This window comes from Bordetella sp., from assembly GCF_051960075.1.
GTDB lineage: Bacteria > Pseudomonadota > Gammaproteobacteria > Burkholderiales > Burkholderiaceae_B > Bordetella.
Window position 1 is genome coordinate 19,087 of the sequence record NZ_JBQCER010000103.1, and the last position, 23,196, is coordinate 42,282.

The 23,196-nt window shown below is 65.0% G+C and carries 25 protein-coding genes and 1 pseudogene; 21 read left to right on the forward strand and 5 right to left on the reverse strand.

Going from position 1 to position 23,196, the window contains the following annotated elements; genetic code table 11:
* Positions 1 to 33: 33 nt before the first annotated feature.
* Positions 34 to 945, reverse strand: coding sequence for a ketopantoate reductase family protein (locus tag ACTHJ1_RS18375; protein WP_440195616.1), 912 nt, complete (start codon positions 943 to 945; stop codon positions 34 to 36).
* A gap of 83 nt (positions 946 to 1,028) precedes the next feature.
* Complete coding sequence (locus ACTHJ1_RS18380; RefSeq protein ID WP_440195619.1) at positions 1,029 to 1,928, reverse strand: DMT family transporter; 900 nt, start codon at positions 1,926 to 1,928, stop codon at positions 1,029 to 1,031.
* 154 nt (positions 1,929 to 2,082) lie between these two features.
* On the opposite strand from ACTHJ1_RS18380, the gene ACTHJ1_RS18385 reads away from it, so the two are divergent.
* The 8 genes from ACTHJ1_RS18385 to arsN2 all read left to right on the forward strand — a co-directional run bounded on the left by ACTHJ1_RS18385 (position 2,083) and on the right by arsN2 (position 8,380).
* On the forward strand, positions 2,083 to 2,853 hold the full coding sequence (locus ACTHJ1_RS18385; RefSeq protein ID WP_440195622.1) for a helix-turn-helix domain-containing protein: 771 nt from the start codon (positions 2,083 to 2,085) through the stop codon (positions 2,851 to 2,853).
* Positions 2,854 to 2,930: 77 nt separating this feature from the next.
* The gene (gene yddG / locus ACTHJ1_RS18390; protein ID WP_440195625.1) at positions 2,931 to 3,815 is read left to right on the forward strand and encodes an aromatic amino acid exporter YddG; all 885 of its coding nucleotides are present in this window, start codon (positions 2,931 to 2,933) and stop codon (positions 3,813 to 3,815) included.
* Between the two features lie 82 nt (positions 3,816 to 3,897).
* Entirely contained in the window at positions 3,898 to 4,203 is a 306-nt protein-coding gene (locus ACTHJ1_RS18395; protein WP_440195628.1) for a putative quinol monooxygenase, read from the forward strand.
* Between the two features lie 8 nt (positions 4,204 to 4,211).
* Positions 4,212 to 5,069 carry a sigma-70 family RNA polymerase sigma factor gene (locus ACTHJ1_RS18400; RefSeq protein ID WP_440195631.1) on the forward strand — a complete coding sequence of 286 codons (858 nt, stop codon included), beginning with the start codon at positions 4,212 to 4,214 and terminating at the stop codon, positions 5,067 to 5,069.
* A gap of 92 nt (positions 5,070 to 5,161) precedes the next feature.
* The gene (locus ACTHJ1_RS18405) at positions 5,162 to 6,067 is read left to right on the forward strand and encodes an alpha/beta hydrolase family protein (protein ID WP_440195633.1); all 906 of its coding nucleotides are present in this window, start codon (positions 5,162 to 5,164) and stop codon (positions 6,065 to 6,067) included.
* Positions 6,068 to 6,158: 91 nt separating this feature from the next.
* Positions 6,159 to 6,488, forward strand: a complete 330-nt coding sequence (locus ACTHJ1_RS18410) for an ArsR/SmtB family transcription factor (RefSeq protein WP_440195636.1) — start codon at positions 6,159 to 6,161, stop codon at positions 6,486 to 6,488.
* Positions 6,489 to 6,506: 18 nt separating this feature from the next.
* Positions 6,507 to 7,541, forward strand: coding sequence for an ACR3 family arsenite efflux transporter (gene arsB, locus ACTHJ1_RS18415; protein ID WP_440195639.1), 1,035 nt, complete (start codon positions 6,507 to 6,509; stop codon positions 7,539 to 7,541).
* 11 nt (positions 7,542 to 7,552) lie between these two features.
* On the forward strand, positions 7,553 to 8,380 hold the full coding sequence (gene arsN2, locus ACTHJ1_RS18420) for an arsenic resistance N-acetyltransferase ArsN2 (RefSeq protein ID WP_440195642.1): 828 nt from the start codon (positions 7,553 to 7,555) through the stop codon (positions 8,378 to 8,380).
* Here the strand turns inward: arsN2 and ACTHJ1_RS18425 are convergent.
* Positions 8,370 to 9,281, reverse strand: coding sequence for a helix-turn-helix domain-containing protein (locus ACTHJ1_RS18425; RefSeq protein ID WP_440195645.1), 912 nt, complete (start codon positions 9,279 to 9,281; stop codon positions 8,370 to 8,372). The genes arsN2 and ACTHJ1_RS18425 overlap by 11 nt on opposite strands.
* A 117-nt stretch (positions 9,282 to 9,398) precedes the next feature.
* Between ACTHJ1_RS18425 and pobA the strand changes: the two genes are divergently transcribed.
* Positions 9,399 to 10,577 (forward strand): 4-hydroxybenzoate 3-monooxygenase, encoded by a 1,179-nt coding sequence (gene pobA, locus ACTHJ1_RS18430; RefSeq protein WP_440195648.1) that lies wholly within the window; start codon positions 9,399 to 9,401, stop codon positions 10,575 to 10,577.
* Positions 10,578 to 10,598: 21 nt separating this feature from the next.
* Here pobA and ACTHJ1_RS18435 read toward each other — a convergent pair.
* Positions 10,599 to 11,522: pseudogene (locus ACTHJ1_RS18435) on the reverse strand (LysR substrate-binding domain-containing protein).
* 136 nt (positions 11,523 to 11,658) lie between these two features.
* Between ACTHJ1_RS18435 and ACTHJ1_RS18440 the strand changes: the two are divergent.
* From ACTHJ1_RS18440 to ACTHJ1_RS18495, 12 genes are all read left to right on the forward strand, one after another.
* Positions 11,659 to 12,786 carry a 4-oxalomesaconate tautomerase gene (locus ACTHJ1_RS18440; protein WP_440195651.1) on the forward strand — a complete coding sequence of 376 codons (1,128 nt, stop codon included), beginning with the start codon at positions 11,659 to 11,661 and terminating at the stop codon, positions 12,784 to 12,786.
* A gap of 35 nt (positions 12,787 to 12,821) precedes the next feature.
* On the forward strand, positions 12,822 to 13,850 hold the full coding sequence (locus ACTHJ1_RS18445; protein ID WP_440195851.1) for an amidohydrolase family protein: 1,029 nt from the start codon (positions 12,822 to 12,824) through the stop codon (positions 13,848 to 13,850).
* A 22-nt stretch (positions 13,851 to 13,872) separates the two neighbouring features.
* Positions 13,873 to 14,568, forward strand: coding sequence for a 4-carboxy-4-hydroxy-2-oxoadipate aldolase/oxaloacetate decarboxylase (gene ligK / locus ACTHJ1_RS18450; RefSeq protein ID WP_440195654.1), 696 nt, complete (start codon positions 13,873 to 13,875; stop codon positions 14,566 to 14,568).
* Positions 14,569 to 14,577: 9 nt separating this feature from the next.
* The gene (locus ACTHJ1_RS18455; protein ID WP_440195657.1) at positions 14,578 to 15,495 is read left to right on the forward strand and encodes an amidohydrolase family protein; all 918 of its coding nucleotides are present in this window, start codon (positions 14,578 to 14,580) and stop codon (positions 15,493 to 15,495) included.
* A gap of 3 nt (positions 15,496 to 15,498) precedes the next feature.
* Complete coding sequence (gene ligA, locus ACTHJ1_RS18460; RefSeq protein WP_440195660.1) at positions 15,499 to 15,891, forward strand: protocatechuate 4,5-dioxygenase subunit alpha; 393 nt, start codon at positions 15,499 to 15,501, stop codon at positions 15,889 to 15,891.
* Positions 15,888 to 16,754, forward strand: coding sequence for a class III extradiol dioxygenase subunit beta (locus ACTHJ1_RS18465; RefSeq protein WP_440195663.1), 867 nt, complete (start codon positions 15,888 to 15,890; stop codon positions 16,752 to 16,754). The genes ligA and ACTHJ1_RS18465 overlap by 4 nt, the downstream gene beginning before the upstream one ends.
* Positions 16,754 to 17,713: a Gfo/Idh/MocA family oxidoreductase gene (locus ACTHJ1_RS18470; RefSeq protein WP_440195666.1), complete on the forward strand. Its 960-nt coding sequence runs from the start codon at positions 16,754 to 16,756 to the stop codon at positions 17,711 to 17,713. Before ACTHJ1_RS18465 ends, ACTHJ1_RS18470 begins: the two co-directional genes overlap by 1 nt.
* Positions 17,714 to 17,763: 50 nt before the next feature.
* Entirely contained in the window at positions 17,764 to 18,942 is a 1,179-nt protein-coding gene (locus ACTHJ1_RS18475) for an ABC transporter substrate-binding protein (protein WP_440195669.1), read from the forward strand.
* A gap of 80 nt (positions 18,943 to 19,022) precedes the next feature.
* Positions 19,023 to 19,877, forward strand: a complete 855-nt coding sequence (locus ACTHJ1_RS18480; RefSeq protein WP_440195672.1) for a branched-chain amino acid ABC transporter permease — start codon at positions 19,023 to 19,025, stop codon at positions 19,875 to 19,877.
* Entirely contained in the window at positions 19,874 to 20,899 is a 1,026-nt protein-coding gene (locus ACTHJ1_RS18485; RefSeq protein ID WP_440195675.1) for a branched-chain amino acid ABC transporter permease, read from the forward strand. Before ACTHJ1_RS18480 ends, ACTHJ1_RS18485 begins: the two co-directional genes overlap by 4 nt.
* The gene (locus tag ACTHJ1_RS18490; RefSeq protein WP_440195678.1) at positions 20,896 to 21,645 is read left to right on the forward strand and encodes an ABC transporter ATP-binding protein; all 750 of its coding nucleotides are present in this window, start codon (positions 20,896 to 20,898) and stop codon (positions 21,643 to 21,645) included. The genes ACTHJ1_RS18485 and ACTHJ1_RS18490 overlap by 4 nt, the downstream gene beginning before the upstream one ends.
* The gene (locus ACTHJ1_RS18495) at positions 21,638 to 22,348 is read left to right on the forward strand and encodes an ABC transporter ATP-binding protein (protein WP_440195681.1); all 711 of its coding nucleotides are present in this window, start codon (positions 21,638 to 21,640) and stop codon (positions 22,346 to 22,348) included. The genes ACTHJ1_RS18490 and ACTHJ1_RS18495 overlap by 8 nt, the downstream gene beginning before the upstream one ends.
* Here the strand turns inward: ACTHJ1_RS18495 and ACTHJ1_RS18500 are convergent.
* The gene (locus tag ACTHJ1_RS18500; protein WP_440195684.1) at positions 22,270 to 23,163 is read right to left on the reverse strand and encodes a helix-turn-helix transcriptional regulator; all 894 of its coding nucleotides are present in this window, start codon (positions 23,161 to 23,163) and stop codon (positions 22,270 to 22,272) included. The genes ACTHJ1_RS18495 and ACTHJ1_RS18500 overlap by 79 nt on opposite strands.
* Positions 23,164 to 23,196: the final 33 nt, after the last annotated feature.

The following is a 23,196-nucleotide window of genomic DNA, read 5'->3' on the forward strand; positions in this document are numbered from 1 at the left end:
TGAATTATCTGAGCTTTGTTGCGAAAAATAAACTCAGATGGCGCTATTTGTCTTATTTTCGATGAGTTTTACAAGCGTGTGCAACAGTCGGTTAACCGGAGTGGCCACGCCGAGCGCCTCTCCGCGCACCACGACGAGACCATTGAGATGATCGATTTCGCTGCGCTTGCCGCGCGCCATGTCCTGCGCGGTGGAGGAGTATTGGCCCGGCATGGAGTCGGCGATGCGGCGCACGGCCTGTTCGATGTCCGGCGGCAAGGTCACGCCTTCAGCCTGGGCGACCGCGATGCATTCGGCCACCACGTCGCGCATGGAATCGCGCACGCCGGCGCCCGCCACAAGGCGGCCGTAGGGCAGTTGCGCAATGGCCGATAGCGCGTTGTAGGCGCAGTTGATGATCAGCTTGGCCCAGAGCGCGCCCCGCACGTTGGCCGACACCTCCGTCGGCACGCCTGCTGCGGCGAGCAACCGGGCCGCGGCCTCGCTTTGCGAAGAAGGCTCGATGACCAGCTCGCCTCGGCCGTGATGGCGCACATGGCCCGGCCCAGCCATCTCGGTGGCGACGTACACCACCGCGGCCGCGACTTCCTGCGCGATGACGCCGCGCAGGCGTTCGGCATTGTCCACGCCGTTCTGCAGCGTGAGCACGAGCGCATCGGCGGCCAGGTGCGGGCCGATGGACGCGCCCGCGTTTTCGGTATCGGGCGATTTGACGCAGAACAGCACGAGCTGCGCGCCGGCGACGGCGGCCACATCGACGCTGGCCGTCAGGCGCGGCCGGCCGATGCGTTCGTCCAGCAGCCGCGTTTCGAGGCGCAGGCCGTCGCGCTCGATCGCCTCGACGTGCTGGGCGCGGCCGATCAGCACCACATTGTGTCCTGCGCGCGCCAGCATGGCGCCATAGTAGCAACCCACCGCGCCTGCACCCATTACTGCGACTTTCATATCGGACTCCTGTTGCCGGCTATTGCGGCGGCGCCGGGTGCAAGACACATCCGGCATGTAAAGAAAAAACGCTGCGGGCGGCCCTAGACTGCGGGGCCTTCGGGGGGCTCTTCGCGTATTGCCGACGCGATGGCGCTGCCAACGATCAGTACGATCCCGACCATCGGAACGAATTTGAGTGTTTCGCCCCAGATAAAGTAGCCCAAGAGCGTCGCCCATATGATGCTGGTGTACGTGTAGGGCGCCAGAGACGCAGCGCTAGCCCGCCGCACCGCAACGGTAAAAAGAAGCTGGCCTATCGTCGCGAAAACGGCGAGCAATGCCATGATCGCCAAGTCTTCGAAGGTGGGGGTACGCCAGGCGAAGAGCAGGGAGGCCCCCGTCACCGCGGTTCCCACCGTCGTGAAAAACAACACGGTTATGCCGGTGTCGTCGCTGGTTCTGATGCGTCGTATTTGTATCATCGAGAGCGCGCCGAATAGGGCGCTCGCCATCAGAAATGCCGGCCCGATCCAGTTCGACAAGGCGCCCTGCGGTCGTATGACGAGCAGAACGCCGACGAAGCCGAGCAGCGCCGACATCGCGTTGCGCAGAAACAGCCTTTCTCCGAGCAGAACCGGAGCGAGAACGATGACGAAAAGGGCTTCCGAATACACGATCGCCACGGCTTCGCTCAAGGGCAGGTAGGGCAGGCCGGCGAAGAAAAAAGCCGAGGCGCCGAGCAGGGTCAGGGCGCGGATCGTCTGTCCTCGAATGTCCAGCATGCGAAGCCGGGCGCCTACCGGACGCCCGCGCAGGCACACCGCAAGCGCGGGCGCGATGCCGAACAGCATGCGAAAGAATGTGACTTCATTGGCCGGATAGCGTAGCGACACGCTCTTGCCGAGCGCATCGACGACCGCAAAAGAAAACATGGAAAGCAGTATCAGCGCAATGCTTCGGTACTGGGTCGTTCTATCGGCAAGGACGGATTCACTATGCATAGGCGCATCAATGTACCGCACCGGATTGGGCGATGAAAGGCGCCGATCTCAAGGCTTGTGCGGCCCCGTGGCGCGCAGGCTCTGGCATCATTCGCGGTACGACCGCTTCAGGCCTGCGCGGATATTTCCGCTCGGCGTAAAACCGGGAAACAAAATGAACGGCACCCGCATCGAAATAAGGCATTACTCCGGCGAGATCGAACAGCATAGCCACGACTATCACCAGGTCGTCATGCCGTGCCAAGGCGCGCTCGAGATCGAAGTGGGGAGCCAAGCCGGGCGGGTCGGCGGAAGCATCGGCGCGTTCGTGCCGGCCGGTAGCCGGCACGCGTTTCATGCCGTGCAGGCCAATGCCTTCGTCGTGCTCGATGTGCCGACGGGTTTGCGGGCACAGAGTCTGGATCAGGCCGACTTGCCGAGTTTCTTCATCGTCGATCCGGGCGTGCATGGTCTGCTCGAGTACATGAACGCGCTCGGGTCCCGGGCGCTGCGCGCGCCGGCGTATCAGCAAGCCTGGTCGACCCTGCTCCTGGGCAGTCTGGCCGCAGGCGCCCGCCATGGCACTGGCCGCCTCACCGACGACGCCGAGTCGGTTGTGCTGCGAGCCACCTCGTTCATGCAGCGCAGATTGGCCGATCCGATCCGCGTCGCCGACATCGCGCGGGCAGCAGGAGTCAACCCGCGCCGCCTGCACGAGGCTTTTCTCGAGCGGCGCGACACCACGCCGCATGCCCGGCTCGCGGCCCTGCGTCTGGATGCGGCCGAGCGGCTGCTCGCCGATCCGACGTTGTCCATCGTCGATATCGCCCTGCAAAGCGGCCATGCCGATCAAAGCGCGCTGACCCGCGCCATGCGGCGCGAACGCGATATGACACCCGCCCGGGTGCGACGCTGTCTGCTCGGCAAATCGCAAGAAAAAGCCTAAACCCCGGCAGGATTCGACAAGACCGCGACGCTGTGCCTGTGTTCTTCTCGGCTTTTTCGAACTGCAGGGAGCAGACAGTGGGCAACGGTACAGGCAGGGCGACCGTCATCGGGCTGATCGCAATCGGGCTATGGTCCGCGCTCGCGCTGTCGACGGTAGCGGCGGCGGGAATTCCGCCGTTCGAGTTGCTGGCGCTCTGTTTCGGCGTGGCGTTCGTCAGCGGGATGCTCGTGCTGGCCATGCAGGGGCGACGCGCGCTCGCCAAGCTCAGGCAGCCGCCAGGCGCCTGGCTTCTGGCGTTCACTGCAATTTTTCTCTATCACGCCTTTTATTTCTTCGCGCGTGCAGCGGTTCCGCCCGCGCGCGCCAGTCTCATCGCCTATCTCTGGCCCTTGCTGATCGTACTGTTCTCGGCCTTGGCTCCGGGCGGCGACCGCCTGCAGCCCCGGCATCTGGCCGGCGCCGCGCTCGGTTTTGCGGGAGCCGCTCTCATCTTCATGGCCCGCCAGGACGAGCCGGCACAGCCGGTTCATATGGCGGGCTATCTGGCCGCGCTCGGCTGCGCGGTGATCTGGTCGGGGTATTCGGTCGCCAATCGCCGCTACGCACAGGTGCCTAGCGAAATGCTGATCGGCGTATGCGGGGCGGTCGCGCTGGCGGGGGGCGCGGCGCATAGGCTGTTCGAGCGCGGCGTCGCGCCCGATGCCGCGCAATGGCTGGCGATCCTGTTCCTGGGCGTCGGGCCCACGGGCCTGGCCTTTCTGGCCTGGGACCACGCGACCAAGCGCGGCAATGTGCCGCTCCTCGGTGCGTTGTCCTACTTCGCGCCGTTGATGTCCATTCTGCTTTTGGTGATGGCCGGCCAGGCACAGGCCAGCGTCGTTCTGGGATTTTCTGTCGCGCTGATCGTCGCAGGGGCGATGCTGGCGAGCTATCGCCCCGCAAAAAAGCGCAATTGTTAAAAAATTAAAAAATCATTCCTCCTGCGATCCGTTCGCCGGTGCCGGGTCGTCTAGGCGGTGTCTACATCAAGGAGAGACACCGATGACAACCCAATCGACTATTCTGGTCAGCGTGTTCAAAACCGAGCCGGCCAAACAGGCGGCATTGATCGCGCTGTTAAAGCAAAACACCGAAACGGTGATCCGCGCGCTGCACGGCTGGAGAGCGACCCGATTGATCGCGGCCCAGGACGGCGCCAGCGTCGTCATTTACTCCGAGTGGGAGACCCCGGCCGACATCGAGGCCATGCGCGGCGACCCGCGCATGAAAGCCTACTTTCCTCGGATCGCTGAGCTGGCGAGCCTGGATTCGATGATGGGCCCGGCGGTATGGAGCGAAGCCCGATAGGAGAATCGATGCAGACGGACGAGTTCGAAGAGAGTCTTAAAGCGCTGCGGCCGCGGCTGCACCGCTACTGCGCGCGCATGACGGGTTCGTCCGTGGACGGGGAGGACGCACTGCAGGATGCGCTGGTCAAGGCATTGCAGGCGCGCGAGCAGGGCGCGGTGGTGGAGAATCTGGGCGGATGGCTGTTGCGCATCGCGCACAACACCTGTCTGGATTTTCTGCGGCAGCGCTCGCGCAGCAGTATCGTGCCGCTGACCGACGCCCTGGATCAGGCAACGCTGCCGGACGGCGAAGCCGTCATGGTGGGCTTTCAGACTTTTTTGCAGCTGCCCGAGCTGCAGCGCTGCGCGGTAATACTCAAGGATGTATTGGGCCATACGGTCGACGAAATTGCCGCTATTGCCGATTGCACCCCAGCTGCCGCCAAATCGGCGCTGCAGCGTGGCCGTGCGGCGTTGCGGCAGCTTTCCCGTCGCAGTGATGCGACGCGGCTGCCGCTGATGCACGACGGCGATCGGGAAAAAATGGCGGCCTATGTCCGCTTTTTTCAGAACGGCGACTTCGATGCGATCCGCGGCTTGCTCGCCGAGGACGTGAGACTCGAGCTGGTGAACCGCCTCAAGCTCGCGGGCCGCCAGGAAATAAGCCTCTATTTCACGCGCTATGCGCAAGAGACGAAGTGGAACTTCGCTGTGGGCGCGATCGAGAGGCGGCCGGCAATGCTGGTGTTCGACAGCACGAGCACTATGGACAAGCCCGCGCACTTCGTCCTGCTCGAATGGCGCGAAGATCGCATCGCCGCCATTCGGGATTTTCTGTTTGCGTCCTACGCGCTCGACGCGGCCGATTGGATGCGGCTGAGTTAGAGCGCAGACGCCGACGCGGGCCACGCAGGCGCCTTGCGGCGGGCGATCCTGTATTCTGCGGATCAATCGACATCGATGCTTCGTGATCCGCAATGCCCGAGTCAATTTCTTTCCCGGCCCTCGACGGCTACGCGCTGCGCGGGTTTGCATGGCGCAGCGCCGATCCCGCGGCTTTGCCGCGCCCCATCGTCATTATCAACTGCGCCACGTCGGTGCGCTGCCGTTATTACGAACGGTTTGCCGACGCGCTGCACGCGCGAGGCTGCGACGTGCTGACGTACGACTATCGCGGCATCGGCGAATCCCGGCCAGGTTCGCTGCGCGCGTTCGACGCGTCTTGGTCGGATTGGGGCGCCAACGATTTCGAAGGCGCGCTGCGCTATGCCGCGGCGCATTTCCCCGGCCAGCCGATATATGTGGTCGGCCATTCGATCGGCGGCTTCGTGATCGGCCTGGCGCCGTCGGCGCACCGCATCGAGCGGATCTTCACCATGGGGGCGCAGTTCGCCTATTGGCGCGACTATGCTCGCGGTACGCGCCTGGGCATGGTCCTGCGCTGGCATATCGCGATGCCGCTGATCGCCCGGTTCTGCGGCTACGTGCCGGCCAAGCGTCTGGGCTGGATGGAAGACACTCCCAAGGGCGTGGCCCTGAATTGGGCGGGGATGGGGCCGCGTTTCGAGGCGTGCCTGCCCGGTGCGGGCGACGCGCCGGATCGCTTCGCTCAGGTGCGCGCGCCCATGCTCGCACTGGGCATCGACGACGATCCTTTCGGCACCGTGCCGGCCATAGACAGACTGCTGCGCTATTACGCCGGCAGCGAGCGGCATCATCTGCGCCTGTCGCCGAGCGCGGTCGATCAGGCCGAGATAGGTCATTTCGCGTTCTTCCACAAGCGCTTCCAGGCGTCGCTCTGGCCTCTGGCGCTGGACTGGCTGCTCGCCCAGCAGTTGCCCGTGCGTTTGCCGGGGATGCTGACTCGGTATCCCGCGCGGTAGGCAAGGGCGCCCCGGCATCGGCGCGATGCCTTGCAGGAGTTGGGTATTTACTCTACGATTCAACAATAATTGAATTATTAAATTAAAAGCCATGACTGAAGATCAAGCCGTCTCCGCGCTGACCGCCTTGGCGCATACCCAGCGTCTGCGCATTTTTCGCGCCCTGGTCGTCGCAGGCCCCGACGGGCTCGTGCCGAGCGTGCTGGCCGAGAACCTCGGCGCGGCTCGCAGCGCCTTGTCTTTTCATCTCAAGCAACTGGCCCATGCCGGCCTGGTGACGGTCGAGCAGCAGGGCCGCAATCTGGTCTACCGCGCCGACTTCCCGCGTATGAACGGCCTCCTGGGCTATTTGACCGAGCACTGCTGCCAGGGCGGCGTCTGCGAGGTCAACGCCGGCCTAAGCCCCTGCCTAACCTGCTGAACCCGACAGGTAAAGATCATGAGTGTCTTCGAGCGTTATTTATCGATCTGGGTCTTGCTGTGCATCGTCGCCGGCATTGTTCTGGGCCAGGCCGCGCCTGGCGCCTTTCGGCTCATCGGCCACTTGGAGATCGCGCAGGTCAACCTGCCGGTGGGCCTGCTCATCTGGCTGATGATCATCCCCATGCTGGTCAAGGTGGATTTCGGCGCGCTGGGCCAGGTGCGCCGGCACTGGCGCGGCATCGGCGTCACGCTGTTCGTGAACTGGGCCGTCAAGCCGTTCTCGATGGCGTTCCTGGGCTGGCTGTTCATTCGGCAAGTGTTCGCGCCATGGCTGCCCGCCGAGCAGCTCGACAGCTATGTCGCGGGGCTGATCCTGCTGGCCGCCGCGCCGTGCACGGCCATGGTGTTCGTGTGGAGCCGGCTCACGGGCGGCGACCCGCTTTTCACGTTGTCCCAGGTCGCCTTGAACGACACGATCATGGTGTTCGCGTTCGCGCCCATTGTGGGTTTGCTGCTGGGCCTGTCATCCATCACCGTACCGTGGGCCACGCTGCTGACCTCGGTGGCGCTCTACATCGTCATCCCGGTTCTTCTCGCCCAGGTCTGGCGCCGATTGCTGCTGCGCCGCGGACAAGCCGCCTTCGATGCGGCGCTGGCGCGCATCGGCCCGCTGTCTATCGCCGCACTTTTGCTGACGTTGGTGCTGCTATTTGCCTTTCAGGGGCAGGCCATCATCGCGCAACCCCTGGTCATCGCCATGCTGGCCGTGCCCATCCTCATCCAGGTGCTGTTCAATTCGGCGCTGGCCTATTGGCTCAATCGGCGCCTGGGCGAACGGCACGATATCGCCTGTCCGTCGGCCTTGATCGGCGCGAGCAATTTTTTCGAACTGGCGGTGGCCGCCGCCATCAGCCTGTTCGGCTTCCAGTCCGGCGCAGCGTTGGCCACGGTAGTGGGCGTGCTGATCGAGGTGCCCGTGATGCTGCTCGTGGTGCGAGCGGTCAACCGCACTCGCGGCTGGTACGCCTGCGACACCGCAACTTCCGTTTGAAAGTCTTTCCCATGAACGCCACCATCTATCACAACCCCGACTGCGGCACGTCGCGCAACGCGCTCGCGCTGCTGCGCGCGGCGGGCGCCGAACCCACCGTCATCGAATACCTCGCGGCGCCGCCCGACCGCCAGACGCTCGCAGCCCTCATCGCCGATGCCGGACTGACCGTGCGCGGCGCAATGCGAATCAAGGGCACGCCCTACAAAGACTTGGGCCTGGACGATCCGGCGCTCGGCGATTCGCAGCTCATCGAACACATGCTGCGGCATCCCATCCTGATCAACCGGCCTTTCGTCGTCACCGGACGCGGCGCGAGATTGTGCCGTCCTTCCGAGTTGGTGCTCGACTTGCTGGAGCCTGGCTTTATTGCCGACGTGAACAAGGAAGAGGGGACCCCCTTCCTGCGCGACAAGCGCATCGCCGGCGACGATCCCGGTCTCGCCGCGGCATTGCTCGGTGCCGGTTTGCCTGCGGACGACCTTGCCCAAGACGGCCGAACCTTCTACGAATACGGCGCACTTGCCGGCCGTCTGATCGGTTACGGCGGTTTCGAGCGCTACGGACAAGATGTGCTGCTGCGATCCATCGTCGTGTCGCCGGCCGACAGAGGCCAAGGCGCAGGCCGCAATCTGCTGGCCTTGCTGCTACGCCGCGCCTACGATCGGGGTGCCCGCCAGGCCTGGTTGCTCACGGAAACGGCTGCGCCGTTCTTCGAGCGCGTGGGTTTCAAAGCGGTCGCCAGGGAACAGGCGCCGCAGGCCATCCTGGCTACCCGGCAAGCGCAGAGCCTGTGCCCGGTCGGCGCCACGCTGATGACGCGCACGATCACGTTTTGACCGCCTCGCTTTTGGCGCCGATGCTCCCCGCGCTCCAGGCCTGCTGGCGAAATTCCCGCGGCGATCTGCCCGCTGCCTTGCGAAAAAAGCGCGTGAAGTGGGCCGGCTCGGAGAATCCCAGGACATCCGATATTTCGCCGATGGTCATCGAGGTGTAGACCAGGCTGCGGCTGGCCTCCAGCGCCAGCCGTTCGTGGATGAGCTGCAGCGGGGACTTGCCCGCGTAGGCCCGTGTGACGACGTTCAAATGCGCCGTGGTGATGCCCATTTGTCCGGCATACCAGGCCACGTCGTGATGTTCGGCATACGAGGTTTCGAGCAGATCGCCGAAGTGGTTGCGATGATCCAGGCCGCGGGGGCGTGTCGCGCCGGCGCCCAGGCCGGGGTGGTCGCCGCGCAGCCGCGCGTAGATCAGCGTGAGCCAGGCTTCGATGCGCGCGTCGCGAAAAGCCTCGCGTGAAAGATATTGGGCGTTCAGATGCGCGAAGGCGTCGCGCAGGCCTGCGGCCGCGCGGCGGTCCAGGACATGGATGGCGGGCTGCGAGGGTGGTGCGGCCGCAGGTCCGAGGAGGCGGACCAGGCGCGCGAGCAGCGGGTAGGCGATCGTCACCACATGGCCGGAACAGTTTTCGTCGAACTCGAACCCGTGCACGAAGGCCTGGGGTATTTCGACGATCGTCGGTCCGCGCACGTTGTGCCGAGCCTCGTCCAGGCACACCACGGCACGGCCCTGACGCAGGTGGAGAATCTGGTAGAGCCCCGAATGACGATGCGGCCGGATATGCCAATTGTGCAAACGGCTGCGGGCGGCAATGGTCTCGCAATGCACCCGCTCCGGTCCAGGCCACTCATCCTGGCCGCCGTAAAGCTTGAATATCGGAGCACGATCAATATATTTCATATTGGCAAGTTTAATCTGCAAAAGTTCATTCAAAAGCCGTTCCGCCGGGCGCACCATCTGCGCCATATCCGGAGTTTGGGCGCCGAGAGAGCGCGATGACCGGAACGGAGGAGAACCATGAAGACACAAGTCGCCATCATCGGCGCGGGCCCCTCGGGGCTGCTGCTCGGCCAACTGCTGCATCGCTGCGGGATCGACAATGTGATCCTGGAGCGCCAGACGCCGGAATACGTGCTCGGGCGCATCCGCGCCGGGGTTCTGGAACACGGTTTGGTCAACCTCATGCGCGAGGCCGGGGTGTCCGCCCACATGGATGAACAAGGCCTGGAGCACGACGGCTTCACACTGGCTTTCCAGGGGCGTCGCACGCGCGTGGACATGAAGGCGCTGACCGGAAAATCGGTGCTGGTCTACGGTCAGACCGAAGTGACGCGCGACCTGATGGCCGCGCGCAAGGCCAGCGGCGCCCCGATCTATTACGAAGCCGCCGACGTGCAGCCGCAAGGTTTCCTCGACGGCAAACCTCGCGTGACGTTCACGCACCAGGGTCAGCGCATGACGCTGGAATGCGACTACATCGCGGGCTGCGACGGCTTTCACGGGGTGTCGCGCAAATCCGTGCCCCAGGACAGCATCCGTCACTTCGAGCGCGTCTATCCCTTCGGCTGGTTGGGCCTGCTCTCCGACACGCCGCCCATCGACGACGAACTCGTCTACGTCAACAACCCGCGCGGCTTTGCATTGTGCAGCATGCGCTCGCACACGCGCAGTCGCTACTACCTGCAATGCAGTTTGACCGAGCGCGCGGAAGACTGGTCCGACGACCGCTTCTGGACGGAACTGGCCGCGCGGCTGCCCGACGACATTGCCGGCAAGCTGGTGACCGGTCCTTCGATCGAAAAGAGCGTCGCGCCGCTGCGCAGCTACGTGGCCGAGCCGATGAAATTCGGCAATCTGTTTTTGGTGGGAGACGCCGCGCACATCGTGCCGCCCACCGGCGCCAAAGGCCTGAACCTGGCGTCCAGCGACGTCTATACGCTGTATCACGCGCTGCGCGGGGCGTTGCTCGACGGGCGGGCCTATCTGCTGGAACGCTATTCGGAGATATGCCTGCGCCGCATCTGGAAGGCCGAGCGCTTTTCCTGGTGGATGACTTCGCTGCTGCACACGTTCGACGACGACGCGTTCGGCCGGCGCATCCAGAGGGCCGAGCAGGACTACTACACCAGCACGCAGGCCGGGCTGACCACCATTGCCGAAAACTATGTCGGCCTGCCTTACGAAGCGGTGGTCTGATGCGCGCGGGCTCGCCGGGCCTTACAGGCCCTGATCCATCAGGATCATCGACGCGGGATACACCTGGCGCGCGATCGCCCGAATCATCTCGAGCATGGCTTTCTGCGTCAGGGTCGTGATGCGGCCCGACGCCGTCGCCAGGTACAGGCGGCTGCGCAGCTCGGGCTGGACGATCCTGCGGATGTGATAAAGATCCGGTTGGGCCGAGGTCAATATGGCGTGCTCGGTCAGCACGGCATAGCCCGCGCCGTCGGCCACCAGGTCGAGGATGGCGGGCACGCCGTCGATCTCCAGGCGGATGTTCGGCTTGGAGCCGATCAGGGCCATCTGCGATTCGAGCAGCATGCGTATGGTGTTGGGCCGGTTGGGAATCACCAGCGGAATATTGGCCAGCGTGCGTAGCGGCATCGGCTGGTCAGACGGATGCGGCCCGCGCGGGCCGACCAGGTACAGCAGTTCGTCGGTCAGGGGGCTCAGGTCCAGGCCGGGCGAGGGCGACGGGTTGTAGAGCAGGGCGATGTCCAGGCGCCCCGCCAGCAGCCACTACTGCATGACCAGCGACAAGCCTTCGCTGATCGACAGCGTCGCGTTGGGCAACTGCTTGCGGAACTGACGCGTGAGCTGCACGGTCATCATCTTGGATGCGCTGGGCGCAATGCCCAGCGCGACGCGGCCGGCCAATGCGCCCTGCACCCGGCCCATGTCTTCCTTGGCGCGATCGACCTGGTGCAGGATGCCGCGGCAATGCTCGAGCAGCAGTTTGCCGGCCTCGGTCGTGGTGACGCCGCGCCCGTTGCGGTTGAGCAGGTTCTGGCGCAGCTCCACTTCCAGCATGCGGATCTGGCGGCTGAGAGCCGGCTGGGCGATGTTCAGGGCATGCGAGGCCTGGGTGAAGCTGCCCAGTTCGGCCACGCGCAGGAAGTATTCGAGCTGTTTGAGATCCACGTCAGGGTTTACCCAAAATCGGCATGGGATGCCATGAGTTATATCGTTTAAGCATAACTGATAGTGGGCTCAGGCTCTTATTCGCGGCGTTGCCCGCGCTCATAATTTCGTCATTCTCGTGGTCATGGGTGGCAAGATGCAAAAGCCTATTCCGGTCCTGTTCATGCGGGGCGGTACCTCGCGCGGGCCTTTTTTCCTCGAATCCGATCTGCCGGCCGACGTGGCGGCACGCGACCGCGTGCTGCTGGCCGTCATGGGTTCGCCCGACAAGCGCCAGATCGACGGGCTGGGCGGCGCCCATCCGCTGACCAGCAAAGTCGGCATCGTGCGTCCGGGCACCACGCCGGGTGTCGATCTGGAGTTTCTCTTCGCCCAGCTGCAGCCCGAGAGCGACAAGGTCGACACGACGCCCAACTGCGGCAACATGCTCGCCGCCGTCGTGCCTTTCGCGCTGGAACGCGGCCTGATCCCGGCCCAGGGCGATACCACCACGGCCCGCGTTCTCACGCGCAACACCGGCATGCTGTGCGACATCACCGTCTTGACGCCCGAGACGCCCGAGGGCGGACGGGCGGTGTCTTACGAGGGCGATGCCCATATCGACGGCGTCCCCGGACACTGCGCGCCCATCACGATCAACTTTCTGGATACCGCGGGCTCGGTGTGCTCGGGCTTGCTGCCCACCGGCCGCGTGCGCGATACCGTGCATGTCGAACCGCCTGCGGGCGCGGATTTCACGGCCTTCGACATCGACGTGACCTGCATCGACAACGGCATGCCGCTGGTGCTGCTGCGCGCGCAGGATCTGGGATGCACGGGCCAGGAAACGCCCGCCCAATTGAACGCCGACCGGGCGCTCAAGGCCCGCATCGAGGCCCTGCGGCTGCATACCGGGCAGCTCATGGGCCTGGGCGATGTGTCGGGGCGCAACTACCCCAAGATGACCTTGATTTCCGCGCCGCAGGCAGGCGGGGCGATCAGCACCCGCAGCTTCATTCCGCACGTGTGCCACGAGGCCATCGGCGTGCTGGCCGCGGTCACGGTGGGTACGGCCTGCGTGCTTGAAGGCTCGGTGACCGAAGGCGTGGCGCGTTTGCCCGAGGGTTCGAGCAAGTCGGTGTCGATCGAACACCCCAGCGGCGAATTCACGGTCGAGCTGGAGCTCGATCCGCAAGATCCCCAGAAAGTCGCCAGGGCGGCTTTGCTGCGTACCGCGCGGCACATCATGCGCGGCGACGCCATGGTGCCCGCGGCGGCCTTTTGACTACACAGGAATCATTCGACATGAGCAGAAAGCCCCTGATTATCGATTGCCATGGGCATTACACGACCGCGCCGCAGGCGCTGGCCGACTGGCGCGACAGGCAGGTCGCCGGCATCAAGAATCCCGCGGCCAAGCCGCGCGTTTCGGATCTGCGCATCGGCGACGACGAACTGCGCGAGAGCATCGAGACCAATCAGCTGCGCCTGATGCGCGAGCGTGGCTCCGATCTCACCATTTTTTCGCCGCGCGCCAGTTTCATGGCGCATCACATCGGCGATTTCGACGTCTCCAGCACCTGGGCGGCGATCTGCAACGAGCTGTGCCATCGCGTGGCGCAGCTGTTTCCCGATTCGTTCGCGATGGCGGCCATGCTGCCGCAATCGCCGGGCGTGGATCCGGCCACCTGCATTCCCGAGCTGGAGAAATGCGTCCGGCAATACGGCGCGGTCGGCATCAACCTGAACCCGGATCCCTCCGGCGGGCACTGGACGTCGCCGCCGTTGTCGGACCGCTCCTGGTATCCCATCTACGAAAAAATGGTCGAGTACGACATCCCGGCCATGATCCATGTGTCCACCAGCTGCAATGCGTGCTTTCACACGACGGGCGCGCATTACCTGAACGCTGACACGACGGCTTTCATGCAATGCCTGGAGTCGGATCTGTTCAAGGATTTCCCGACCCTGCGCTTTGTGATCCCGCACGGCGGCGGCGCGGCGCCTTATCACTGGGGACGCTTCCGCGGCCTGGCGCAGGCGCTGAAAAAGCCCTTGCTCGACGAACACCTGCTCAACAACGTGTTTTTCGACACCTGCGTCTATCACCAGCCCGGCATCGACCTGCTCACGCGTGTGATCCCGGTCAAGAACGTCCTGTTCGCATCTGAGATGATCGGGGCGGTACGCGGCATCGATCCGGAAACCGGCCATCATTTCGACGACACCAAGCGCTATATCGAAGCCACGGCCGAGTTGAGCGACGCAGACCGTTTCCAGATCTACGAAGGCAACGCGCGCCGCGTCTACCCGCGCCTGGATGCCGCCCTTAAAGCCAAGGGCCTGTGAAAGGCCGCGAAGGAATACGAAAATGACTGTTCCCTTGAATCAGCTCGGCGTCGTTCGCCGCACCATCGAGCGCGCCGATCCGGCCGTGGTCGAACACCTGTCGCGCTTCGGCGTGGCGACCGTGCACGAAGCCATGGGACGCGTGGGCCTGATGAAGCCCTATATGCGTCCGGTCTGGCGCGGCGCGCGACTGTGCGGCACGGCCGTGACGGTGCTGCTGCAGCCGGGCGACAACTGGATGCTGCACGTGGCGGCCGAACAGATCCGACCCGGCGACGTGGTGGTCGCCGCCTGCACCACCGACAGCACCGACGGATTCTTCGGCGACTTGCTGGCCACATCGTTCAAGGCGCGCGGCGCGCGCGGCCTGATCATCGACGGCGGCGTGCGCGACGTCGACACGCTCGAATCCATGGCGTTTCCCGTATTCAGCCGGGCCATCAGCGCCAAGGGCACGGTGAAAGGTACGCTGGGTTCGGTCAACGTGCCGGTGGTGTGCGCCGGAGCGGCGGTGATGCCGGGCGACGTGGTGCTGGCCGACACCGACGGCGTGGTGATCGTGCCTTGCGCCGTCGCGGCGCAGGTGGCTGCCCAGGCGCAAGCGCGCGAGGACAACGAATCCGACAAGCGCGAGCTGTTCGCCTCGGGTGTGCTCGGCCTGGATTTCTACAACATGCGACCGGGCCTGGAGAAGGCCGGCCTCAAGTACATCGACTGAGAGCCGCGCATGACGACCGCAGAAACTTTCATGAAGACCCCGGGCTGGCTCGATTACTACGACGGCCCGAGCCGCCCGCGCTTTCGTCTGCCGCCAGGCGCGGTAGACGCGCATTGCCACGTGTTCGGTCCGGGCGCGGTGTTTCCCTATGCGCCGCAGCGCAAATACACCCCGTGCGACGCGCCCAAGGAAGCCCTGTTCGCGTTGCGCGACCACCTGGGATTCGACAAGAACGTAATCGTGCAGGCCACTTGTCACGGCACCGATAATCGCGCCCTGATCGACGCGCTGCTGGCTTGCGGCGGCCGCGCGCGCGGCGTGGCCACGGTGTCGCAAGACGTCACCGACGCAGAGCTGCACGCGATGCACGAGGCCGGTGTGCGCGGCACGCGCTTCAACTTTGTCAAGCGGTTGGCGGACTTCACGCCGCGCGAAGTGCTGACCGACATCGCCGCGCGCATCGCACCGCTGGGCTGGCATGTGGTGGTCTATTTCGAGGCGCAGGACCTGCCCGAGCTATACGATTTTTTCACGACGCTGCCGACTACCGTGGTGGTCGACCACATGGGCCGGCCCGACGTGACCCTGCCGGTGGACGGGCCGCAGTTCGAGCGCTTCGTGGGCATGATGCGCGACCATCCGAACATCTGGAGCAAGGTGAGCTGCCCCGAGCGCCTGAGCCGGTCCGGCCCCGCGGCGCTGGGCGGCGAGCAGCACGCCTACCGCGATGTGGTGCCTTTCGCGCGGCGCCTGGTCGAGACCTTCCCCGATCGCGTGCTCTGGGGCACCGACTGGCCGCACCCCAATCTCAAAGACCACATGCCCGACGACGGCCTGCTGGTGGACTATATCCCGTCCATCGCCACGACCGTCGAGCTGCAGCGCAAGCTGCTGGTGGACAACCCGAACCGCTTGTACTGGAGTTGAGCCATGTCTTTGAACAAACCCTATACCGACATTCCCGGCACGACGGTCTTCGACGCCGATCAGTCCCGCAAGGGCTATCACCTGAACCAGTTCTGCATGTCGCTGATGAAGTCGGAGAACCGCGAGCGCTTTCGCGCCGACGAGCGCGCCTATCTCGATGAATGGCCCATGACCGAAGAGCAAAAGCAGGCTGTGCTGGCGCGCGACCTGAATCGCTGCATCAAGCTGGGCGGCAACATCTATTTCCTTGCCAAGCTGGGCGCCACCGACGGGCGTTCTTTCCAGTACATGGCGGCCAGCATGACCGGCATGTCGCAGGAAGACTACGCCGCGATGATGCTGGCCGGCGGCCGTTCCATCGAAGGGAACCGCAAAATCGGAGAACCCAAGCCATGAATACGCAGCACGCCCGCATCACCGCCAGCGTCTATACCTCGCACGTGCCGGCCATCGGCGCCGCCCTGGACCTGGGCAAGTCCGATACCGAGTATTGGGCGCCCTTGTTCAAGGGCTATGAACCGTCCAAGCAATGGATGCGTGACCAGCGTCCCGACGTCGTCTTTCTGGTCTACAACGATCACGCCACGGCCTTCAGCCTGGAGATGATCCCGACCTTCGCGATCGGCTGCGCGGCCCAGTTCCAGCCCGCCGACGAGGGCTGGGGCGCGCGTCCCGTGCCCACGGTCATCGGTCACCCCGAGCTGGCCTCGCACATCGCCCAGTCCGTCATCCAACAGGATTTCGACCTCACCATCGTCAACAAGATGGACGTGGACCATGGCCTGACGGTGCCCCTGTCGCTGATGTGCGGCCAGCCGCAGGCCTGGCCGTGCCCCGTCATTCCCTTTGCGGTCAATGTGGTGCAGTACCCGGTGCCTTCGGGTCGGCGCTGCTTCGAACTGGGCCGCGCGATCCGCCGCGCGATCGAAAGCTACGACGAACCGCTGAACGTCCATATCTGGGGCACCGGCGGCATGAGCCATCAGCTCCAGGGGCCGCGCGCCGGCCTGATCAACCGTGAATTCGACAACGCCTTTCTCGATCGTCTGATCGCCGACCCGCAAGGGCAGGCCGCGGTGCCGCATATCGACTACGTGCGCGAAGCGGGCTCCGAGGGCATCGAGCTGGTCATGTGGCTCATCGCGCGCGGCGCCATGGCCGACGCGGCGGGCGGCCCCGCGCCGCGCGTCGTGCACCGCTTCTACCATGTGCCGGCCTCGAACACGGCGGTCGGGCATCTGATTCTGGAGGAACAATAATGTCGCAGCAAACGTTGAAGGTCGCCCTGGCGGGCGCCGGCGCTTTCGGTATCAAGCATCTGGACGGCATCGCCCGCATCGACGGCGTCGAGGTCGTATCGCTGGTGAGCCGCGATCTGGACAAGACCCGCGCGGTAGCGCAGAAATACGGCATCGGCCATGCGACGACGGAGCTGGCCGAGGCGCTGGCGCTTCCCGAGGTCGACGCCGTGATCCTGTGCACGCCGACCCAGATGCATGCGTCCCAGGCCATGGCCTGCCTGCGGGCCGGCAAGCACGTGCAGGTCGAGATTCCCATGGCCGATACGCTGGCCGACGCCCGGGCGCTGGTCGCCCTGGCGCGCGAATCGGGCAAGGTGGCCATGTGCGGCCACACGCGCCGCTTCAATCCCAGCCATCAGTATGTGCACCAGCGCATCGCAAGCGGCGAATTCCACATCCAGCAGATGGACGTGCAGACCTATTTCTTTCGCCGCACGAACATGAACGCGTTGGGCGAACCGCGCAGCTGGACCGACCATTTGCTCTGGCATCACGCCGCCCACACGGTGGACCTGTTCGCCTACCAGTGCGGCAGTCCGGTCGTGAAGGCGAACGCGCTGCAAGGGCCTATCCATCCGGAGCTGGGCATCGCCATGGACATGTCGATCCAGCTCCAGGCGGCCAACGGCGCGATCTGCACGCTGTCGCTGAGCTTCAACAACGACGGCCCGCTGGGTACGTTCTTCCGCTACATCGGCGACACCGCCACGTACATCGCCCGCTACGACGATCTGGTCACCGGCAAGGACGAAGCGATCGACGTGAGCCGCGTGGCGGTCTCGATGAACGGCATCGAGCTGCAGGACCGCGAATTCTTCGCGGCCATCCGCGAAGGGCGCGAGCCCAATTCCAGCGTGGCGCAGGTGCTGCCGTGCTACCAGGTGCTGCACGAGCTGGAGCGACAATTGCGCGGTTGAAAGACCGGGCGCCTTATTTATTTGCAGTACCCATCCATCAGGAGCGAGACATGAAACTTATAAAAACGCTGGGAACGCTGGCCGTGGCGTTGGGCACGGCGGCTGCGGCCGGTTCGGCGCAGGCCAAAGACCTCAAGATCGGCGTCGTGGTGCCGATCTCCGGCCCGTTCGCCGCGCACGGCAAGCAGATCAAGCACGGCATCGATCTGTTTCTCGCGGCGCACGGCGACACGGTCGCCGGACGCCATGTGGAAATCATCTACAAGGACGACACCGGCATCGCGCCGGCCGTCTCCAAGCGCCAATCGCAGGAACTTCTGATCAAGGACAAGGTCGATATCCTGGCGGGTTACACGTTGACGCCGAACGCCTTTGCGGTCGCCCCGCTGGCCACCGAGGCCAAGGTGCCGATGGTGGTGCTCAATGCCGCGACGGCCTCGATCACCGAGAAATCTCCCTACATCACCCGCGTGTCGATGACCACGCCGCAGGACACGGCACCGATGGCGCAGTGGGCCTATGCCAACGGCATCCGCAAGGTCTACACCCTGGTGTCCGACTACGGTCCGGGGCACGATGCGGGCGACCAGTTCAAGAAGACCTTCACCAGCCTGGGCGGCCAGGTCGTGGGCGAGATCCGCACGCCGGTCAGCACCCCCGACTACGCGCCTTTCCTGCAGCGCGTGAAAGACGCCAAGCCCGATGCCGTGTTCTTCTTCGTGCCCAACGGCGAGCAGGGCGTGGCGCTGGCCAAGGGCTATAAAGAGCTGGGCCTGGAAGCGGCCGGCATCAAGGCCCTGGCCACCGGCGACGTGACCGACGAGGACGTGCTCGATGCGATGGGCGACGCGGCGATCGGCATGATCACTTCCTTCCACTATTCGGCCGTGCACGACTCGCCCGAGAACAAGGCCTTCACGGCCGCGTATGCCAAGGCTTTCCCGCACGATCGCCCGAACTTCGTGGCCGTGGCCGGATACGACGGCATGGACCTGATCTACAAGGCCCTGGCAAAAACCAAGGGCGATGCGAGCGCGCCGGCGTTCATCGCGGCGGTCAAGGGCATGAAGTGGATGAGCCCGCGCGGCCCCGTGGAAATCGATCCGCAGACTCGCGACATCATCCAGAACGTCTATATCCGCAAAGTCCAGCGCGTGAACGGCGTGCTGCAGAACGTCGAGTTCGACACGATCAAGGCAGTGAAGGATCCGGTCAAGCAGGCGCAGTGATCCCCGCTGCCCGGATCGCCGGGCATGGTGCGGGCTCGTCTGTCCGCGCCATGCCCGAACTCATCGCACCTGGATGAATCATGACTATTTTTTTCGATGGCATCGCCCTGGGCATGCTGTTGTTCCTCATCAGCGTCGGTCTTTCCGTGACGCTGGGTCTGATGAATTTCGTCAACCTGGCCCATGGCGCCTTCGCCATGCTGGGCGGGTATGCCTGCACGATATTGCTCAACCGGTACGGCGTACCGTTCCTGGCGACGCTGCCGGTGGCAATGATCGTGCCCGCCGTTGCCGGCGTGATTCTCGAGCGCACGCTCTACCGGCGCCTGTATGCGGCGTCGGACCTGGATCAGGTGCTGTTCTCCATCGGCCTGGTTTTTATGGCCGTGGCCGCCGCGCATTATTTCTTCGGCTCGCAGCAGCAGCCGCTGCATCTGCCGGCGTATCTTTCCGGGCAGATCCACCTGCCGGGCCTGGACATCGGCGTATATCGCCTGTTCCTGGTCGTGGTCGGCCTGCTCGTGGCCGCATCGCTGCAGTGGTCGGTGATCAAGACGTCGTTCGGCGCGCGTCTGCGCGCGTCGGTGGACAATCAGCGCATTGCGCGCGGCATGGGCATCGACGTCAACCGCGTCTTCAGTCTGACCTTCGCCTTGGGATCCGCGCTGGCCGGCCTGGGCGGGGCGCTGGGCGTGCAGATGCTGGGGCTCGATCCCGAGTTTCCGGTGAAGTACCTTGTGTACTTCCTGATCGTCGTGTCCGTCGGCGGCAACGGCAACATTCTCGGTTCGCTCTATGCCGGCGTTCTCCTGGGCGTGGCGGACGTGGTCGGCAAATACTATGTGCCGCAGATCGGCGCCTTCATCATCTATGCGGTCATGGTGGCGACCTTGATCTTTCGCCCTCATGGCCTGTTCGGACGCGCTCACAAATGACGACACCTACCTTGACCGCTTCCGCCGCGCCGGACCGCTTTCGCCTGCGCTCGCGCTGGAAGCCCCTGGAATACCTGTTCTGGTGCCTGCCGGCGATCGCCTATTTCGCCTTTCCGGGAAACTATCTGCTGCTCAGCCAGATCGCCATCACGGGCCTGTTCGCGCTGTCGCTGGACCTGATCTTCGGCTACGCCGGCATCATTTCGCTGGGCCATGCCGCGTTCTTCGGCGTGGGCGCCTACACCGTGGGCCTGCTGGGCACGCACGGTCTGGGCGATCCGCTGCTCGGCCTGGCGCTGGCGGCCGCCTGCGCCGGCCTCCTGGGTTTTCTGAGCAGCTTTCTGCTTCTGCGCGGCACCGACCTGTCGCGCCTGATGGTCACGCTGGGCGTGGCGCTCATGCTCTACGAGCTGGCCAATAAGTTCACCAGCATCACGGGCGGCGTGGACGGCATGCCGGGCGTCGACGTCAAGCCGGTCCTGGGTCTGTTCGACTTCGACATGTTCGGCCGTGTCGGTTATCTGTATTCGCTCGCGGTGCTGTTCGTCATGTTCTGGCTGGCCCGACGCCTGGTGCATTCCCCCTTCGGCCTGAGCCTGCGCGGCATCCGCATGAACGCGTTGCGCATGGCGGCACTGGGCGTGCCGGTGCACGGCCGGCTGGTGAAGATCTACACCATCGGCGCCGCCTACGCCGGCGTGGCCGGCGCGCTGCTGGCCCAGACCAATCAGTTCGTCTCGCTCGATACGCTGGGCTTCCAGCGCTCGGCCGATCTGCTGCTGATCCTGATTCTGGGCGGGGCAGGGCATTTGTACGGCGGCCTCGTCGGCGCCATCGTCTATGTCGTCATGAACTATCTTCTCTCCGACATGAACCCGCAGTACTGGCAGTTCTGGCTGGGCCTGATTCTGGTGCTGGTCGTTCTGTTCGCGCGCGGCGGCATCCTGGGCACCGCGATGCAATGGATCGAGTCGAACCGCCAGCGTGCCCGAGCGCGAGCGCGCACGGAGAACCCCGCATGAGCGTCGCGCTGCAAACTCACGATCTGGTGCGAAACTTCGGCGGTTTCGTCGCCACCAACCGGGTAAGCCTGAGCATCGAACAGGGCGCGCGTCATGCGCTGATCGGCCCCAATGGCGCGGGCAAGACGACGCTCATCAACCTGCTGACGGGCCTGCTGGAGCCGAGCGCCGGCCGAGTCGATCTGCTCGGGCAGGACGTCACCGGCATGCCTCAGCACGAACGCTGCCGCCGCGGGCTGGTGCGTACGTTTCAGATCAATCAGTTGTTCATGGACATGACGGTGCTCGAGTCGGTGGCCATGGCCGTGAGCGAGCGCTCGGGCCTGGGCACGCATTGGTGGAAGCCGATGGCCTCGCACGGCGAAGTGCTCGACGAGGCCGCCGCCATCCTCGCGCAGCTCAGGCTGCTGCCCGATGCGTACGCCAGCACGCGCAGCCTGGCCTACGGCCGCCAGCGCCTGATCGAGATCGCCCTGGCGCTGGCCTTGCGGCCCAAGGTGCTGCTGCTGGACGAGCCGGCGGCCGGCGTACCCACCGGCGAGAGCCAGGAACTGTTCGAGACCATCGCCCAACTGCCGCGCGACGTCACGATTCTGCTGATCGAGCACGACATGAATCTGGTCTTCCGTTTTGCCGAGCGCATTTCGGTGCTGGTGTCCGGCGCCTTGCTGGTCGAGGGCACGCCCGAGGCGATCGCGGATCACCCGCGCGTCAAGGAAGTCTATCTGGGAGACGCCCATGTCTGAGCTGCTGCGCCTGGAAAACGTATGGGCGGGCTACGGCGATGCCGTCATACTCGAAGACATCTGCCTGTCGCTGGCCTCCGGAGACAGCCTGGCCTTGCTGGGCCGCAACGGCATGGGCAAGACCACCTTGCTGGCGACCTTGATGGGCGCGGCGCGGCTGCGGCGCGGCCGCATCCTCTACGAGGGCGCCGATATCGCCCAGGTGCCCAGCCATCGCCGCGCCCGGGCCGGCCTGGGTTGGGTGCCGCAGGAGCGCGACATCTTCCGTTCGCTTACCGTGGAAGAAAACCTGACCGTGGTCGCGCGGCCTGGCGACTGGACGCTGGAGCGGGTCTACGCGATGTTTCCGCGTCTGCGCGAACGGCGCATGAACCTGGGCAACCAGCTCTCGGGCGGCGAACAGCAGATGCTGGCCATGGGCCGCGCCCTGATGCTGAACCCGAAGCTCCTGCTGCTGGACGAACCGCTCGAAGGCCTTGCGCCCAAGATCGCTCAGGAGCTGCTGGGCATCATCGACCGCATGGTCAAACAGGGGCGCATGGCCGTCATCCTGGTCGAGCAGCATGCGCGCCAGATTCTGCCGATCACGCGTCAGGCGCTGGTGCTGGAGCGCGGCCGCGCCGTCTATTCGGGCGACAGCGCCGAGCTGCTGCGCGACGGTCGGGCGCTGGACGGCTGGCTGGGCGCCGGCGCGGTGCACTGAGCGAGCTGCCTGATACGCCGGGCGACAGCCTCGTCCAGCGGGGTGTAGACGATCATCCCCAGGTCCGGCCTGCCGTCGACGGAAAAGGCCGAGTATTCCAGTTCGATCGATCCCAGTTCGGGATGCCGCAGGCGCTTGGTGCTGCCTGATTCGGCGTGGCCCAGCACCTCGTTGTCGCGCCACAGGGCGTCGAACTCGGCGCTGGCGCCGCGCAGTTCGTCGACCAGGTCGCCGACCTCGGAGCTGACCCCGGCGCGGGCCACATCGGCCCGGAAGGCACTCACGACATAGCGGGCGATGTTTTCCCAGTCGTGCTGTCTGGCCCGTACGCCGGGGTTGCGGAACAGGAAGCGCAGAATATTGCGCTGGTCCGCCGGCAGCGCGGCATAGTCGGTCAGCACCACGGCCGCTGCGCGATTCCATGCAACCACGTCCCAGGTCGCCGTCTTGATGATGGCGGGGCTGGCATCGAGCGAATCGAGCAGGCGCTGCAGCCGGGGATTGACGCCTTGGACCGCCCTGTAGCGCACTTCGGGCGGATGTCCCAGGCCCAGCATGAAAAGGTGCTCGCGCTCCGCGTCGGTCAGCATCAGGGCCTGGGAGATGCGCTCCAGCACGACGGCCGAGGGGGCGCCGCCGCGCCCCTGCTCGAGCCAGGTGTACCAGGTCGGACTGATGCTGGCGCGCTGTGCGACTTCTTCCCGGCGCAATCCGGGCGTGCGCCTGCGCCCGGAAAGGCCGAAGCTGGCCGGATCCAGGCGTTCCCGGCGGCTTCTGAGAAAGTCCCCCAGCGAACTGGCGGCGGCAACGGGCATGGGACGATCCTGTTAGTTTTTTTACTATGATGT

Coding starts and splice junctions, on each gene's coding strand:
- ACTHJ1_RS18465 (WP_440195663.1), top strand. CDS start 15,888: ATGAATACGCAGCACGCCCGCATCACCGCCAGCGTCTATACCTCGCAC.
- ACTHJ1_RS18475 (WP_440195669.1), top strand. CDS start 17,764: ATGAAACTTATAAAAACGCTGGGAACGCTGGCCGTGGCGTTGGGCACG.
- ligA (WP_440195660.1), top strand. CDS start 15,499: ATGTCTTTGAACAAACCCTATACCGACATTCCCGGCACGACGGTCTTC.
- ACTHJ1_RS18495 (WP_440195681.1), top strand. CDS start 21,638: ATGTCTGAGCTGCTGCGCCTGGAAAACGTATGGGCGGGCTACGGCGAT.
- ACTHJ1_RS18485 (WP_440195675.1), top strand. CDS start 19,874: ATGACGACACCTACCTTGACCGCTTCCGCCGCGCCGGACCGCTTTCGC.
- ACTHJ1_RS18425 (WP_440195645.1), bottom strand. CDS start 9,281: ATGAAATATATTGATCGTGCTCCGATATTCAAGCTTTACGGCGGCCAG.
- ACTHJ1_RS18480 (WP_440195672.1), top strand. CDS start 19,023: ATGACTATTTTTTTCGATGGCATCGCCCTGGGCATGCTGTTGTTCCTC.
- pobA (WP_440195648.1), top strand. CDS start 9,399: ATGAAGACACAAGTCGCCATCATCGGCGCGGGCCCCTCGGGGCTGCTG.
- ACTHJ1_RS18440 (WP_440195651.1), top strand. CDS start 11,659: ATGCAAAAGCCTATTCCGGTCCTGTTCATGCGGGGCGGTACCTCGCGC.
- ACTHJ1_RS18410 (WP_440195636.1), top strand. CDS start 6,159: ATGACTGAAGATCAAGCCGTCTCCGCGCTGACCGCCTTGGCGCATACC.
- ACTHJ1_RS18380 (WP_440195619.1), bottom strand. CDS start 1,928: ATGCATAGTGAATCCGTCCTTGCCGATAGAACGACCCAGTACCGAAGC.
- ACTHJ1_RS18470 (WP_440195666.1), top strand. CDS start 16,754: ATGTCGCAGCAAACGTTGAAGGTCGCCCTGGCGGGCGCCGGCGCTTTC.
- ACTHJ1_RS18405 (WP_440195633.1), top strand. CDS start 5,162: ATGCCCGAGTCAATTTCTTTCCCGGCCCTCGACGGCTACGCGCTGCGC.
- arsB (WP_440195639.1), top strand. CDS start 6,507: ATGAGTGTCTTCGAGCGTTATTTATCGATCTGGGTCTTGCTGTGCATC.
- ACTHJ1_RS18455 (WP_440195657.1), top strand. CDS start 14,578: ATGACGACCGCAGAAACTTTCATGAAGACCCCGGGCTGGCTCGATTAC.
- ACTHJ1_RS18385 (WP_440195622.1), top strand. CDS start 2,083: ATGAACGGCACCCGCATCGAAATAAGGCATTACTCCGGCGAGATCGAA.
- ligK (WP_440195654.1), top strand. CDS start 13,873: ATGACTGTTCCCTTGAATCAGCTCGGCGTCGTTCGCCGCACCATCGAG.
- arsN2 (WP_440195642.1), top strand. CDS start 7,553: ATGAACGCCACCATCTATCACAACCCCGACTGCGGCACGTCGCGCAAC.
- ACTHJ1_RS18395 (WP_440195628.1), top strand. CDS start 3,898: ATGACAACCCAATCGACTATTCTGGTCAGCGTGTTCAAAACCGAGCCG.
- ACTHJ1_RS18490 (WP_440195678.1), top strand. CDS start 20,896: ATGAGCGTCGCGCTGCAAACTCACGATCTGGTGCGAAACTTCGGCGGT.
- ACTHJ1_RS18375 (WP_440195616.1), bottom strand. CDS start 945: ATGAAAGTCGCAGTAATGGGTGCAGGCGCGGTGGGTTGCTACTATGGC.
- ACTHJ1_RS18500 (WP_440195684.1), bottom strand. CDS start 23,163: ATGCCCGTTGCCGCCGCCAGTTCGCTGGGGGACTTTCTCAGAAGCCGC.
- ACTHJ1_RS18400 (WP_440195631.1), top strand. CDS start 4,212: ATGCAGACGGACGAGTTCGAAGAGAGTCTTAAAGCGCTGCGGCCGCGG.